This window comes from Chryseobacterium sp. SIMBA_038 (assembly GCF_046535115.1).
Classification (GTDB): Bacteria; Bacteroidota; Bacteroidia; order Flavobacteriales; family Weeksellaceae; genus Chryseobacterium.
In genome coordinates, this window is record NZ_JAWRXH010000001.1 from 608,567 (window position 1) to 623,829 (window position 15,263).

General features: G+C 33.3%; 12 protein-coding genes. 4 read left to right on the forward strand and 8 right to left on the reverse strand.

All coding sequences use genetic code 11. The features are described 5' to 3' along the window. Nucleotides 1–17: 17 nt before the first annotated feature. The 4 genes from SB689_RS02790 to SB689_RS02805 form a co-directional block, all read right to left on the reverse strand. Entirely contained in the window at nucleotides 18–1,193 is a 1,176-nt protein-coding gene (locus SB689_RS02790) for an aminotransferase class V-fold PLP-dependent enzyme (protein ID WP_410690617.1), read from the reverse strand. Nucleotides 1,194–1,352: 159 nt separating this feature from the next. Further along, nucleotides 1,353–2,492: a hypothetical protein gene (locus SB689_RS02795; protein ID WP_410690618.1), complete on the reverse strand. Its 1,140-nt coding sequence runs from the start codon at nucleotides 2,490–2,492 to the stop codon at nucleotides 1,353–1,355. Nucleotides 2,493–2,516: 24 nt separating this feature from the next. Next, nucleotides 2,517–3,419 carry a TssN family type VI secretion system protein gene (locus SB689_RS02800; RefSeq protein WP_410690619.1) on the reverse strand — a complete coding sequence of 301 codons (903 nt, stop codon included), beginning with the start codon at nucleotides 3,417–3,419 and terminating at the stop codon, nucleotides 2,517–2,519. Nucleotides 3,420–3,473: 54 nt separating this feature from the next. Continuing rightward, on the reverse strand, nucleotides 3,474–4,415 hold the full coding sequence (locus SB689_RS02805) for a type VI secretion system baseplate subunit TssG (protein ID WP_410690620.1): 942 nt from the start codon (nucleotides 4,413–4,415) through the stop codon (nucleotides 3,474–3,476). Between the two features lie 397 nt (nucleotides 4,416–4,812). Between SB689_RS02805 and SB689_RS02810 the strand changes: the two genes are divergently transcribed. From SB689_RS02810 to SB689_RS02825, 4 genes are all read left to right on the forward strand, one after another. Continuing rightward, complete coding sequence (locus tag SB689_RS02810; protein WP_410690621.1) at nucleotides 4,813–5,604, forward strand: S1/P1 nuclease; 792 nt, start codon at nucleotides 4,813–4,815, stop codon at nucleotides 5,602–5,604. Nucleotides 5,605–6,078: 474 nt separating this feature from the next. Continuing rightward, a complete protein-coding gene (locus tag SB689_RS02815) occupies nucleotides 6,079–6,945 on the forward strand; it encodes an RNA polymerase sigma factor RpoD/SigA (RefSeq protein ID WP_027385416.1) in 867 nt (288 codons plus the stop codon). A 227-nt stretch (nucleotides 6,946–7,172) separates the two neighbouring features. After that, nucleotides 7,173–7,766 carry a hypothetical protein gene (locus SB689_RS02820; RefSeq protein ID WP_410690622.1) on the forward strand — a complete coding sequence of 198 codons (594 nt, stop codon included), beginning with the start codon at nucleotides 7,173–7,175 and terminating at the stop codon, nucleotides 7,764–7,766. After that, a complete protein-coding gene (locus SB689_RS02825; RefSeq protein WP_410690623.1) occupies nucleotides 7,766–8,884 on the forward strand; it encodes an FAD-dependent monooxygenase in 1,119 nt (372 codons plus the stop codon). Before SB689_RS02820 ends, SB689_RS02825 begins: the two co-directional genes overlap by 1 nt. A 60-nt stretch (nucleotides 8,885–8,944) precedes the next feature. Here the strand turns inward: SB689_RS02825 and SB689_RS02830 are convergent, their stop codons facing one another. The 4 genes from SB689_RS02830 to SB689_RS02845 all read right to left on the reverse strand — a co-directional run bounded on the left by SB689_RS02830 (nucleotide 8,945) and on the right by SB689_RS02845 (nucleotide 15,187). Beyond that, the gene (locus tag SB689_RS02830) at nucleotides 8,945–11,728 is read right to left on the reverse strand and encodes a multicopper oxidase domain-containing protein (protein ID WP_410690624.1); all 2,784 of its coding nucleotides are present in this window, start codon (nucleotides 11,726–11,728) and stop codon (nucleotides 8,945–8,947) included. A 90-nt stretch (nucleotides 11,729–11,818) separates the two neighbouring features. Then, nucleotides 11,819–12,292, reverse strand: coding sequence for a DUF3347 domain-containing protein (locus SB689_RS02835; protein ID WP_410690625.1), 474 nt, complete (start codon nucleotides 12,290–12,292; stop codon nucleotides 11,819–11,821). A 101-nt stretch (nucleotides 12,293–12,393) separates the two neighbouring features. Then, nucleotides 12,394–12,771: an HYC_CC_PP family protein gene (locus tag SB689_RS02840; RefSeq protein ID WP_410690626.1), complete on the reverse strand. Its 378-nt coding sequence runs from the start codon at nucleotides 12,769–12,771 to the stop codon at nucleotides 12,394–12,396. A 214-nt stretch (nucleotides 12,772–12,985) separates the two neighbouring features. Further along, complete coding sequence (locus SB689_RS02845) at nucleotides 12,986–15,187, reverse strand: TonB-dependent receptor plug domain-containing protein (protein WP_410690627.1); 2,202 nt, start codon at nucleotides 15,185–15,187, stop codon at nucleotides 12,986–12,988. Nucleotides 15,188–15,263 lie beyond the last annotated feature (76 nt).

Genomic DNA, 15,263 nt, shown 5'->3' on the forward strand with positions numbered 1-15,263 from the left:
TAAACAAAACTTAATGGTTAAAAACTATTCTTCAAAATTTCAGAAACAGTTTCAATTTCTTCTATGGTGTTAAAATAGTGTGGTGAAAGTCTTACTATTCCATTCACATTTTTATTAGTAAAATCAATCAAAGCAGAATTTTTGTAGGTTACTGAGAAAAATATATTATTCTCTTTTAGGACTTTTTGAATATTTTCAAGATCGCCATTAGGTTCAGAAAAAGTAATAATACTACTCAGCTTATTTCCCCAGTCCCAAACTTTGAAACCACTATTTTTAAGGTTTTCTCTAAGCTTTCCGGATAAATTTTTGTTATAATTTTCAATATTATCTAAGCCAATATTATTTGCATACTTTACAGCTTCCATAAAACCTAGCAAAGAACCATAAGAAACTTCCCAATGTTCGAATCTTTTTGCAGTTTTAAATAATTCATAATCATCGTATTCCGTCCAGTTTGCACCTCGCATATCTAATAATAATGGGGTGTAATTTTGCTCTAAAACTCGATCTGAAACATATAGAAAACCAGTTCCTCTTGGTCCTCGCATGAATTTTCTTCCTGTTACCGTCAGAAAATCACAATCAATTTTTTTGACATCAACAACCATTTGTCCAACAGACTGACAGGCATCAACCAAATACAAAATATCATATTGACGACAGATTTTTCCAACACCTTCCACATTTTGAATCAGGCCTGAATTTGTGGGAATATGAGTTACGGCAATTAATTTTGGATTGTGCTGCTTGATTAAATTTTCTAAATCTTCCAAATCCAATTCATTATCTGAAAGATTTTTCGTTCTTATTACTTTTATATTTAATTTTTTCTGAAGCGAAATAAAAACAATTTGATTCGAAATATAATCATCAACTGTTGTAATAATAACATCTCCTTCTTTGAAAATAATGCTCGCCAAAGCCTTTGCATAAGCATCTGTAGCACTTGTCGCAAAAGCAATATTTGATGATTTACAATTGATCAGTTTTGCTGTCTCTTCATAAAATTCTTCGAGTAAAGTTGCATTTCGGTTTGCTATTTCATATCCTCCGAATTGTTCCTCCTGATGAAAATAATCAACCATTGATTCTACAACAACTTTTGGCATTAATGATGAACCGGCGTTGTTTAGAAATATTTTATTATCGGATAAACCTTTTGTGTCTTGTCTTATTTGGTCTAGATTCATTTTTTTTATTTTTTTCCCACGGATTTTCACAAATTTTCACAGATGATTGTGTTTAAAAACCTGTAAAAATTGAACTGAATTTTAATCTGACAATTTTATACAAAAAATCCCGAATTATTGCGTTCGGGATTAAATATTTTTTTGAAAGTGATTATAAAATTAATCAAGAACACTCCAACCTCTTTTCGGATTGCTGTTTGAAGAAACTTCCTGTTCGTTAACAATGATGTTTTCTTTTCTTTGACCAATATAATCAAGCTCGCTTAATTTTGAGAAAATTGTTTCTAAACTTCTCAGCATCTGTTGGATATAAAGAAGTGGTTCGCCACAATTATGGTGATCGTAATTGGTTTCAGCAACAATTGACAACTGATTTAATAAAGTATGAGGAGCAATTTCACTCCATTCTAAGCTGTAATTTAGCATTTCTTCCAATTCTGCAGGAACCAAAACCTGAGTTGAATTGTATAAATGAAGCGCCAATTTTGCAAAATTTTCAATTAAAAATACAGGCGGTTGCCAAGGAATAATATTTCTGAATTGGAAATACATATCTCCAAAAGTATTTACCATTGTAGTACACAGAAACTTAACGTTCTGAGCTAACGCTGTATTTTGGTTTTTATGAGATGCTTTTTGAATGATTTTAAAAGCATATTGCTGTAAATTTCCGATAGATTTTGCATAGCTGTTGTAATAATCCAACAAAGCCGGATGGCTCTGAATAGACGTACAAGGCGGAATAAAATTAGAATCTACCTGAGCAATATTTCCCTTTAAATCAACCTTTCCGACGATCAGATAATTCCCTCCTGAGTAGCTGCTGTTCAAAGAAGTTACGGGAAGCAACTCGATATGATGATTCGGTTGCGCATTGGGATGGCGAGGTGGAATCTCTTCAGGATCGATATCTCCAAACGGAACTTTATCAAACGGATTAACGGAAATTAGGATATAATATTCACCATCAGCCTGTTCTTCATTCATTGATTTGGCTAATGATTTTACGCTTACTCTCCTATCATTCAATTCAACTCTGTAACCTGCCAAAGTCACTGCACTACAATGTTTTATGACTAATTGAACATCATTTGTAGCTGTATTGTGAACATCAAAAATAGTTTTGTCCGTAAACTCGTTCGGGATTGGTAAAAGTCCGTAATTGTATGTTGTGATCGCCAAAGAATTTGAATCTCTTATGGTATCTATTAGAAAATTATCCTGATCATTCAGGTGTCTTTGGGAAACTTTCATCCCATCTACCCAATTGATTGCAAAATGTTTTATAGGCTGTATCATAGTTAATACTTTTAAAATTTGTGATTATGGTTTTCTCGTAATTCCTTCTTCTTCATGCTGGATAACTCTTTTGCAGATCACCACTTCATTTTCAGAAATGCCGTTTGCAGAAATATCCATATCAAAATTAATATACCTTCTGAAGCTGAAAAACGATTTTTTTGTATAAAAGATCCAGTAATACGGTTCTTTTTCAATGTCTGATAAGTGAATGATGGATCCCGGATTCTTGTGATTGTAATCATCCACTACTCTATAAAACCAATCTCCGAAAGTTACTCCGGTTGGTAAAGTTTTAGCTTTAATTCTAAATCTGTTGGCGTCTTCTAGGTTTTTACTTAACTCAACATTCAACACCATTAATCTATCAAAATCCGCGCCTTCAAAGTCCGGAAGTCTCTGATCCGGTGAATATCTCCAGGTTTTATAAATATCAAACGGAATGCTGATGAACTGAATATAGCAATAGTAGAATACCATCGGAACCAAAAAGATCAGCATACTCGTTGCAGACATAATGGGGTACCCCGTTCCTTTACTCATCCAATTGAAAATCAGATAAAAAAGATATCCCCCGAAAGCAATACACGTCAATGAAAGTATTGATTCAAACAAAATACTCATCGATACAGATTCAATATGTTTTTTGAAATATTTGTCTAATAAATTAACGTGGATAATCCCAAAAATAAGGTAAATGATCTGTGCAATAAGATACCAATACGGATTAAACAAATTCCCTGCAAACCCGAAAAAACCAGGCAAAGCAAGACACAAACTGCAAAGCAGAACGTATATAATGATAACTTTAATTTTTATAGCAGGTTTGTTTCTTCTGATTACCCCGAGGATAACCATCATAATAACTGCTATTAACGGCATTAAAATATACCTAAAAAAGATCCCTTTAACTGAAGAAATTTCCATTTGTTTCTTTTCGAATTTATATTTTGTTGGTGATTGTAAATATAATAAAATATTTTACAGAAAGGTAGAGTATCCGAGGCGGTTTGCATTTCTGCCATCATCCTCAAGCATAAATGAATATTCTTTCTTTTCTGTAATAAAATTTTCTTCCACATCTACGCTTACGGGAAGAAAATAATCGTATAAAGCCTGAAGTACTTTTCTGAACGGGTTTCCATGAATATATTTTTTCATATCCGAATACGGAATCGGACCGATATTCACTACCCAATTTCGCTGTCCGTCCATATGTTTCCCACTCGGAATGTAAGTAACTCCCAATTTTGAATTTCCCAATAACATAGAATCATCATTTTGCTCTATTCCATCAATAATATTTGGGGCAAAAGTTACTTCTACAGGAACTTGTAAAAATGCTGTCATACATCTTTCAAACCAGTTTTTATCTCCTCTTATCTGATGAAAAAACGGTAAAATATAGATAAAAATATAGGCATTTTGTTTATCAAGCATCTTCACCAAAGGCCAAAGTTCGCTGACAGTTTCTAACAATGTATCGGTGTCGCTGGTAAGGTCAAAATCGAATTCTTTAAGCAAAGCGCTGACTTCCGTAAAGAAAATCTCCAATTCAAAAGGTTGGAAAAATTTTCTGGCATCTTCCTCTACCCTTTTCTGCTTACGAATTTCTTTAACAACGCTTTCTACATTTTTTCTCGTAGCACCCAATGAAGGTGGATGAAAAAGCCCTTCAGGAAGGTAATCGTAAATTCCTTCTCTGTACGTTTCTATCGTAAAAACTTCTTCATCAAAACCTAAATAATTGCTTGAAATATTTTTAATATCCTTTAAATAAGCCCTGTCATTGATCCCGATCCTGTCAATAAAGATATTGCTTACCGCTCTGTGATATTTCAACAGATTAACCGCGACAGCTTCAGCCTTGAAATCTGTCTGCAGCTTATTGTAATACATATCTACAATATTATTCTCATACATAGTGTTTCCTGTGATTATTTGGCTTGTAAAGGTAATATATCTCTAATTATAGAAAAAGCATTTTCTCAATAAATTTCTTCTAAAAATACTAATTTATTAACATTTAATAGAATAATATATTACAATTTCCGTGAAAATACGGTAAAAGTATAAGTTTGAGATTTGTATATCATTAATATTTAAAAATTTAACCATTAAGATTTATTCAAGTTGTTAAGAATACTAAGTTTCTGTGCTTTAATTTTTTTAATCTTTATTAAAAAGTAAGAATGATTTAACCCAAACCTTTTATTTAGATTAAATTTTATTAACATCATTAATAATAAGAAATTCATCATATTTAATTCTATTTCGGAAAGCGAGCCGTATCTTTGCGATCTGAAAAATGTTATATAAAATGAAAAGTATTTATTCTAAAATTCTGATGTTAGCATTCATCACATCTTCACTGTATTCTTATGCGTGGGGATTGACGGGGCACAGAATTATTGCAGAAATCGCTGAAAACCACCTTTCCGGGAAAGCAAGAAGAGAGATTAAAAAAATAATGGGGAGAGAACGTCTTGCGTATTGGGCAAACTGGCCGGATTTCATTAAATCTGACACTACAGGAGCTTGGAAGCAGGCTTCAGCTTGGCATTACGTAAACATTGATCCACAGGCAGATTTCAAAGCATTTGAGCAAAATCTGAAAGCTCAGGCTGGTCCAAGCTTATATACTCAGGTAAAAACATTATCTGCTCAGGTAAAAGACGAAAAAACGTCTGAAAAAGACAGAAAAATTGCTTTAATTTTCTTGATTCACATTATGGGAGATCTTGCTCAGCCTATGCACACAGGAAGATCTGAAGATTTAGGTGGAAACAAAATTAATGTAACTTATTTTGGAGAAAAAACAAATTTACACTCAGTTTGGGACGGAAAATTAGTAGATTCTCAAAAATACAGCTACACAGAATATTCAAAATTATTGGATATCAAAACTGATGATGAAGTAAAACAAATTCAGACAGGAACTTTGGAAGATTGGTTGTATGATTCTCACAAAATTGCAAATAAAATCTATGCACAAACTCCAAATGATTCAAAATTATCTTACGATTATCAGTACAAATTCAATGATACAATGGAAAGACAGCTTCTTTACGGAGGTTTGAGACTGGCGAAATTGTTGAATGATCTTTTTTAATTGTTGATCGTTGATGGTCTTTAGTTGATTGTCAATTTAAAATTATATAAGCGGAACTTTGGTTTCGCTTTTTTTGTTTTAAATATCAAACCTTCAAGGTTTTAAAAACCTTGAAGGTTTAGTTTCTAAGAGCAGTCGCAACTTCCTAGCCCCGATTGTAACGGCATCCTTTTTGGTTGCGGGCGAAGCGAAGCGGAGCCCGTAACCAAAAAGATATAGTGGAAAGCGGGATAAAGCTTCAAATAAAAATATTAACCTTAATCTTAAAAAATCAAAATGATTTATCTTAATTAAGTCCAATTCCTTAAATAAAATCTTAATGGTTCAAAATCCTCTCCAGATTTACAAGAGCGATAATTTACAACTAATTTTCGAAATTTATTTTAATTAAATAAAAAATAATTAAAACCTGTGTAACCTTTTTACCTTTTCAAACGTATAATATATAGTAACTCTATTTTGAGGATAAAATAAATGAGACAATTAAAAATCACTAAGCAGGTAACCAACAGGGAAACTGCTTCATTAGACAAGTATTTGCAGGAAATTGGTAAAGTGGAACTGATTACTGCGGACGAAGAAGTAGATTTGGCACAAAGAATACGTGCGGGCGACAGAGCTGCACTGGAGAAATTAATCAAGGCCAACCTTCGTTTCGTAGTTTCCGTATCTAAGCAATACCAAAATCAAGGTCTTTCTTTACCCGATTTAATTAATGAAGGTAACTTAGGATTGATGAAAGCAGCAAAAAGGTATGATGAAACTAGAGGTTTCAAATTTATCTCTTATGCGGTTTGGTGGATTCGTCAGTCGATTTTACAGGCTTTGGCAGAACAGTCAAGAATTGTAAGATTGCCGTTGAACAAAATTGGTTCCATCAACAAGATCAACAAAGCATATGCTCACTTAGAACAAGAAAATGAAAGACCACCTTCTCCGGAAGAATTGGCTGAAGTTCTTGATATGAGCGAGGAAGATATTAAAGAATCTATGAAAAACTCCGGAAGACACTTGTCTATGGATGCACCTTTAGTTGAAGGTGAAGATTCTAATCTTTATGATGTATTGCGTTCAGGAGAATCTCCAAGTCCAGATAAAGATCTAATGCTTGAATCTCTTCAAATTGAAATTGAAAGAGCATTAAATACTTTGACTCCAAGAGAGGCTGACTTAGTAAGATTATACTTCGGATTGAACGGAAAACATCCAATGACTTTAGAGGAAATTGGTGAAACTTTCGATCTTACAAGAGAGAGAGTTCGTCAGATCAAAGAAAAAGCAATTAAGAGACTAAAGCATAATACCAGAAGCAAGATCCTGAAATCTTATTTAGGTAAATAATTTTAGCGCAACAATTTATTAGGCGGAGTTTGATTTTTCAAGCTCCGTTTTTTTTTGTAACAATTTTGGAAGTATCTTCAACTAATTGAAATAATAAATTGACCATCGCGTTTGTCATTCAGAACGAAGCGGAGCGGAGTGAAGAATCTCAACAATTATATTAAAAAAACTATGTCAGTATTCCTCCAGAATGACAAAAATTGAGAATAAAAACTTAAAAATAAACTATGAAAAAAATACTTTTCTCCTCTATCCTAGCATTATCATTACTTTCTTGTTCAGAAAATAAACTTGAAAACAAGCCGATCATAAAAAATGCAGTTGACAATGCAGATTCTTCAATAAAAGGATCGTTTGAAAGTGGTCATGGCGAAAATATAGTTCATAAGATTTATGTAGAATTAATGAAAAATGATAAAAATCTACAAATTCTCGATGATAAAGTAGCAAAAACAGATGAAGAAACCGAAAAAGTAACTTCCCAGTATAATGATGTTATTGATAAAACTGAAAACTATTACACAGATGCGAACGCATTAACAAGAGCAATAAGCGACACTATCTTAAAGCAGGAAATTAATAAAGAAATTAAAGCTAGCTCTGAAAAGTATCAATTAAAAGTCAAACGTATTAAAGACCTGATTGAACAAGTTGGTAAAAACAGAGTAAAACTGTATGATCAGTACGTAATTTTCCAAATCAAAAAAACGCTTCCCGAAATCGAAAAATATCAAAATGCTCATCCTTTGAAGACAGACAGTTTGAATAATTTCATCAATAAACAAAACACATTATTGAACGAATTAAAAAACTTAAAATAATGAATTCAATATCAATAATCGGAGCAGGAATTGGAGGTTTAACTCTTGGAAATATTCTAAAACAACACAACTTAGACTTCACAATTTATGAATCAGCACCAGAAATAAAACCTGTCGGAGCCGGAATTATGATGGCCGTAAATGCTATGCAGATCTTTGATCAATTAGGATTAAAAGAAAAAATTGAGAAAGCAGGAAACAAAATTCATGGAATTTCTATTACGGATGAAAAGTTGAAACCTATTACAAAAACCAACATTCTTGAATTAGAAAAGAAATATAATTCCTGCAACGTAGCCATTCGGAGAGCTGAGCTACAAAAAATATTAGCAGAAAACATTGGTTCTGAACATATTAAACTTGATCATTGTTTACATTCAATTAAGAAAAAGGAAAACTATATTTTAAACTTTGAAAATGCAACTGAAGTCGAAAGTAAAATAGTTTTTGGAGCAGACGGAATTCATTCTAAAATCAGAAATCAAATTTTCGAAACAGGAACTATCCGAAACGCAAAGCAAATGTGTTGGAGAGGTTTATTAGATTTTGATTTACCCGAGGAATTTCATCATCAAGCTCTTGAAATTTGGGGAAAAGCAAAGCGTTTTGGTTTTGTAAAGCTTTCAGAGAAAAAAGTGTATTGGTATGCGTTAATTAATCACGGAAAACATAAACGATACAACAGTTTAGCTGAAAATTTTAGCGATTTTGATCCTTTAGTTTTAAAAATTTTAGAATCTACTCCAAAAGAAAATATTATTCTTAATGATATTATAGACCTGTCTCCTATTCCAAAATGGTATTCTGAAAACCTTTGTCTGATTGGAGATGCAGCTCATGCAACAACGCCAAATATGGGACAAGGTGCTTGTCAGGCCATTGAAGATTCCTACATTATTGGTAAATTACTTGAAACTGATAAAGATTTTAATACTGTTTTCGAAAAATTCCAGAAAATCAGAAGAAAAAAGGTTGATTATGTTGTGAACACCAGCTGGAAAGTTGGGCAGATCTCACAATGGGAACAGGGAAATTCTCTACGAAATTTCTTGATGAGATTGACTCCGGAAAGTATAAACCAAAAGATGGTTGAGAAAGTTATAAAACTGGAAATGTAATTTTACTCTTAAAAAAATCCTTCAAGGTTTTGGAAACCTTGAAGGATTAGTACTTAATTATTAATAAGTTAAAGTTAGTCCGGCTCCCCAGCCCATTTCGTTATCGTAATTTCCGGAGATTGAGAACCATTTTTGTACAATATATCTCAATCCAGTTGTAAATTCTCCATCAGAATTAAGGCTGAAATTCCCTCTTATTCTTCTGGAAATCGGTATATCTTCCCTACTCAGTTCTAATAAAACCTTTCCGTTTTGATCTACACTGGCATCTGCGGTAACCAACATCGGTAAAAGATATTGAGCACCAACAATGAAAGTAGCTTTATTCTTTGAGGCTTTTTGCTGTCCGAACCAGGTTTTCTTACCATGAAAATCCATTCCCATTTCTTCTGACATTTGCCTTTCCATGATCTCATGATTTTTTTGAATCCTGAAGCCTGCATAAGGCAATGCCCACTGAAATTTCCCTAGAAATCTTCCAACTTTAAAATTTCCGTCAAAATGATCCATATTCCAATTGGTGTGAAATTCATTTAAATTAGCCCATCTTGGCCCAAACATCGTCATTGTTTCTGCATGAATTTTATTACTTGCAACATCCAGCATCGCCATGGAGCTCACCATTCTGTTGTCTTTCATAAAATCTTTCCAAGCCAGTTTTCTATTCGGAAGTTGAGGATTAGGTTTTGAATCTTCATAACTGAAAATCCTTCCCATTCCTGCCATCATATGATATAAAATATGACAGTGGAAAAACCAGTCACCATCCTGATTCGCCGCAAATTCAATTATATCCGTTTCCATCGGCATAATATCAACCACATTTTTCAACGGCGAATATTCCCCTTTTGAATTGATCAATCTAAAATCATGACCATGCAAGTGCATCGGGTGACGCATCATTGAATTATTATAGAGCGTAATTCTTAAAACCTCCCCTTTTTTAACCAAGATCTTATCTGTTTCAGTAACGGTTTTATTATCTAAAGTCCAGAGATAATGGTTCATATTACCTTCCAGCGTAAACTTCATTTCTCTTACATTTTCTGTAGGAAGAATGGTTTTTTCAGGTGATTTTAAAATATTGTAAGATAATCTTTTAATAGATTTTTCTTCTTTCATATCCATTTCTGAATGATTCGAATGATCTTCTTCTTTCCTAGATTGCTTTTCTTTCACCCCCATCATTTCATTTATATGCTTAGCCGTCATTTTTCGTTGACTTTCAGAGAGTTCATGATACATTACTTCATTCATATCCATCATTTGATTTCCCATCGTCATGTTCATCGGCTTCATATTTCCGCTCATTTCCATCATTCCGTTCATCATTTTCATGCCTTCAAAAAGCATTAATCTTGGTAAATTTGGAGCTTCAATTTTTTCACCAGAACCTAGCCAAAGTGAAGCATGACCAATTCTATCTTCTGAAGTTGCACGAAATTCAAAGCTTTTATTTTCAGGAATGGTGACTTCAATATCATAAGTTTCGGAAACACCGACGATCAAACGATCTACTTCAACAGGAACGACATCATTTCCGTCATTACCAACTACTCTAAATTTTCCGCCTCCAAAATTTAACCAAAAATAAGTGGAAGAACCTCCATTAGCCACTCTCAGCCTTACTTTATCACCAGCTTTTAAATTTGAATAATCGGAGCTTGGCTGCCCGTTGATGAGAAATTTATCATAATACACATCACTCACATCCATTGCTTCCATTCTTTTCCATTCATTCAATGCTTTTGTTCCTAAATTTCCGGATTTTATGGCTTCCCAATAACTTTGAACTGCATTTTTCTTGATCGCATACCAATCTGTATTGGCCATGTGAAGTCTTCTTGCGATCTGCATGGGATCGTCATCGCTCCAATCTCCCAATAATACTGGAATTTCTTTAGTATATTGAACTTTTGGTTCACCTTCTCTTTTATTGAAAACTAAGATTCCATTCATCCCAATCTGCTCCTGCAAACCTTGATGCGAATGATACCAATAGGTTCCATTCTGTGAAACTTTAAATTTATATAAATGCGTTTCACCAGGTTCTACAGGTTTTGTAGTAAGATAAGGAACACCGTCATGTTCATTGGGTAAAATCACGCCATGCCAGTGAAAACCAGTGTTTTCTTTCAACATATTGTGAAGATAAATCTCTGCTGTGTCTCCTTCTGTAAAATATAAAGTTGGAGCCTGTAGTTTACCATTTACCGCAATTGCTCTTCTGTTTTTACCTGTAAAATTGACAATCGTGTCTTTTACATACAAATCATAACGAACCGTTTTTCCTCCAAAACTTACTTTTCCGTTCTCGGAATTTCTTTTAAACTGTAAGTTCTTATCTTCAGGATTGTCAACTACTTTATCCTCTTTACGTTCTTTTTCAACCAGATCCATTCCACATTTTGGGCATGTTCCGGGTTTATTTGAAGTAACTTCGGGATGCATTGGGCAAACATACATTGACTGGTTCTGAGATTGTTGAGATAATGGTTTAGATGAGATTTTTGTCTCTTTTTTATCTGATTTTTGAACCTCCTTTGTTTTTGGTTTTGTATTTATTTTAGACTCAACCTTTGCCTTAACTTTAGTTGGAAGTTTTTTCTTTGTTTCTACAACTTTTGTTTCTTGTTTTAAAATAGGCTTCGCTACGGGTTTTGGAGTAACCGCAGGTTTTATAACAACCGTCTTTTTTACCAACGTCATTTTGCATTTCGGACAGTCTCCAGGTTTTGAAGAAACTACTTCCGGATGCATCGGGCAAGTATAATACGTTTTGGTTGTTTGTGCGAAATTAAAAACAGAGAACAAAAATATCAGAAACAGGATTAGCTTTTTCATAATATTTCGAATTATTTTTCAATTTGCATAGCTTAAAGTTAATTGTAACTTAAACTACACAACTTATTAATTTAAAGATAAGTACAATACTTATTTTATCTCTGACTTCACACTTCCGCAAGTAAGCATAGAACTTCCGTAGTAAGGGTTTGCGATTTGTTTTTCGTTACTCAACCAGCTTGCATCAGCCATTGGGCAATATTGAACGAAGACTGATTTACCTGAAAGTTTGAATTCTTTCGTTAACGCAATCATATTGTCTGAAAGATTAGAAAATGTTTCTCTTTGAGCAGCAATACTTCTGGCATCAGAAATCGCTGTTGCATCTTTTCTAAGGACATTTAAATTCCCTTCAGAAACTACTTTATAATCGATCGCTGAAGTTGTTTTAATGAATTCAGAAGCCGCTTTCGAAGTTTTATCGGCATCATCAGAAGCCAACGCTGTTTTTATGGTAATGTAATTTTGATATAATTTAGAAACCTGAGCATCAGATTTTGACTGTGCTGAAATAGAAATAATTGAAAATAAAGAGAATACTGCTGTAATGATATACTTTTTCATTGTTTTAAAATTTAGAATAATTAATAAAGAATAATTTAATATCGCCTATTGCGACTAACATGTCGTCCGTAATGGTAACTATACCAAACGACTGACAAATTCTAAATTCTAAAATTACAATGATTTATAAAGATGGGAACCGTCCTGTTTTCAGGCGGTGCATTAATTTGAATTTGTGTAAATTTTGTAGCTGAAAAAGACCTGTCTACAAAGAAAAACTGATGAGTTGGAAGTTCTGAAATCTGTTTTAAAAAATCAATTTTCAAAAGATCTGATTTCTGAGAATCATCAACTTTTACAACTTTGATTTCTGTTTTGCAACAGTCTTTTTTAGTTTTTATACCACATTTGCTACATAGATCATCCGTTTTCTGACTTACGGAAATCATTTCCATCATGCAATAATGTACACTAACAACCGCTCCGGAAGAAAATCCGAAGTAGAAGATAGAAAACAATATGGCAAGAATCTTTTTCATATGCTGTAGCAAAGGTAGAAATAAGTATTGAATGACTGTTATAAAATTCTGTGATGTTGTTATAAAATTCAGGAAACAAAAAATCTCTTGAAATATTCAAGAGATTTTTAATTTATTTTGTTGTGGTTTTTTTCTCCCACGGATCACACTGATTTTCACAGATAATTGTGTTTAATTTTAACCTAAATCCTAAGCCCTAGCTCCTATAACCTGATTACTTAATTTTAAATTCAAGTTTTACATTGAAGAAACGACCTGTTAAACGAACAGGAACTGGATACATTAAATTTGTATTCGCATCTGTAATCCATTGGTTGGCAACGGTATTTCTGATATTGAAAGCATTGAAAACCTGAACACCTAATGTCAGTTCTTCAAAATTCCCCCAGAATCCGTATGTTTTCTTGTTATCTTTTCTGTCAATGAACACTTTAGAAAGTCCTATATCTACTCTTTTATAAGAAGGTAACGTTCTTTGGTAAGTATATGGATCTGTAAGAACCGGTGCGCCTGTTGGCAATCCCATTGCGTAGGTTAATGTAAGATTCACACGCATAGAAGGGAATTCCGGCATATAATCCTGATAGAACATCGCAAATCTGAACCTTTGATCTGTTGGCCTAGGAATATCTCCTTTTCCTTCAATATTTTCGTATACTCTGGCATAACTTGCAGATAACCACGAATCTACTCCAGGAACAAACTCTCCGAATAACCTTGTATCAATTCCGTAAGCATAACCTGTTGCATTATTCTGACCTGAGTAACGAATTCTCACATTATCCATGTAATAAGGAATCAAATTATTCATTTTCTTATAGTATAATTCTGTCGTTAACTTAAACGGTCGATTATACATCGTAAACTCATAATCATTCGCTAAAATAGCCTGAATTGAACGCTGAGATTTTATATTACTATTAAAATTACCATCTAAGTCTTTAATTTCCTTATAGAAAGGTGACTGATAGTAAATCCCTCCAGAAAGTTTGAACAACATGTCACTATCCCAATCTGGCTTAATGGCAAATTGGGCTCTTGGAGAAAAGATTGTTTCTTTATTGAAACTCCAATTTGAAACTCTCGCTCCTGCATTTACAAAAACCTTGCTTGAACCCCAATAAAACTTCTGAGAGTATTGCGCATAAGCAGACATTCTCGTTGGCTCAATATGATTGTTTCCCGAAATATTGTACATCAGTTCCAAATTCCCTGGATTTCTCGGGTCGACGAACTCTTCATGTGGAAGGCTGTATCCTGCAGAATCTACCAATTTCCATTCGTTGGTAAGGTCTTTTAGGTTTTCTTTCTCATATTTAAATCCAACTTCAATATCCGTATTCGGATTAGGTGAAAAACGGGATCTAAATTGAGCTCCGTACGTTCTTACAAACAAATCATTTCTTGCATGTTCTATCTGTCCGCCAGCATCATATGAAGTCGTTGGATCTCCTGTAATAGGATCAAAAGTCTGTAAAATATAGCTTGATGAAATCGTATAATATTCCTTTTCTCTGTTCTGATAAGAAAAAGCATCTAGCGTAAATTTCCACTTGTCTGATGGCTTATAATTCATAGAGAATGTTCCCATCATATTTTTATACTTATCGTCTTCCTTACCGTTATAAAAAACGCTAAGATTGATAGGTCTTTGCAAAGAACCAAAGTCTATACTTTGCTCTTTAGGAATCATTTCGTAATCATTCTTAGAATAATATCCTATGAACGAAAGTGAAAACTTGTCATTGATATGATAATTAAGATACGTCTGGAAATCAAAATATCTAGGGTTAAAATTGGTGTCTTCTTTTAAAGTATTAAGAACCAAATTCGCATTCCTGTATCTTCCTGAAAATAAAGCAGTTAATTTTTTGTTTTTTGAAGCTAAACCTGCCGTTAATCTTCCTCCAATTAAACTCGCCTCTCCTGAAAGTTCAAATTTTTCAGGTTCACGGTAATAGATATTTAATGAAGAAGACATTTTATCTCCGTATTTCGGTTCAAAACCTCCGGCAGAGAAATTGACGGTAGAAACCATATCAGGATTAATAATACTTAAACCCTCCTGCTGAGAATTCCTGATCAGGAAAGGTCTGTAAATCTCAATATCATTAATGTAAATAAGGTTTTCATCATAGTTTCCACCACGAACCATATATTGTGAAGAAAGCTCTGTATTGGAGTTTACGGAAGGTAACGTTTTAATAACACCTTCTATACCTCCGGAAATACTCGCTACATTCTGAGCATCTTTTGCTGAAATTTTTACAGCAGTAAGGTCATTCGTTTTTCCGGTCACTTTTTTCTGGAAAACGATTTCCTCAATATCTGTTGTTCTTGCTGTATCCCTCTTTTTTGTTTGAGAGAATACTAACATGGGAACCATAAGGCTCAGTGGTAAAACTAGTTTTTTCAAAAGAAATGTTTTAAAATTTCAAACGTGAATATATAAATTTTATTTTAACTTATTTAAACTTTATTTAACATTTATT

Coding starts and splice junctions, on each gene's coding strand:
- SB689_RS02790 (WP_410690617.1), bottom strand. CDS start 1,193: ATGAATCTAGACCAAATAAGACAAGACACAAAAGGTTTATCCGATAAT.
- SB689_RS02795 (WP_410690618.1), bottom strand. CDS start 2,492: ATGATACAGCCTATAAAACATTTTGCAATCAATTGGGTAGATGGGATG.
- SB689_RS02800 (WP_410690619.1), bottom strand. CDS start 3,419: ATGGAAATTTCTTCAGTTAAAGGGATCTTTTTTAGGTATATTTTAATG.
- SB689_RS02805 (WP_410690620.1), bottom strand. CDS start 4,415: ATGTATGAGAATAATATTGTAGATATGTATTACAATAAGCTGCAGACA.
- SB689_RS02810 (WP_410690621.1), top strand. CDS start 4,813: ATGAAAAGTATTTATTCTAAAATTCTGATGTTAGCATTCATCACATCT.
- SB689_RS02815 (WP_027385416.1), top strand. CDS start 6,079: ATGAGACAATTAAAAATCACTAAGCAGGTAACCAACAGGGAAACTGCT.
- SB689_RS02820 (WP_410690622.1), top strand. CDS start 7,173: ATGAAAAAAATACTTTTCTCCTCTATCCTAGCATTATCATTACTTTCT.
- SB689_RS02825 (WP_410690623.1), top strand. CDS start 7,766: ATGAATTCAATATCAATAATCGGAGCAGGAATTGGAGGTTTAACTCTT.
- SB689_RS02830 (WP_410690624.1), bottom strand. CDS start 11,728: ATGAAAAAGCTAATCCTGTTTCTGATATTTTTGTTCTCTGTTTTTAAT.
- SB689_RS02835 (WP_410690625.1), bottom strand. CDS start 12,292: ATGAAAAAGTATATCATTACAGCAGTATTCTCTTTATTTTCAATTATT.
- SB689_RS02840 (WP_410690626.1), bottom strand. CDS start 12,771: ATGAAAAAGATTCTTGCCATATTGTTTTCTATCTTCTACTTCGGATTT.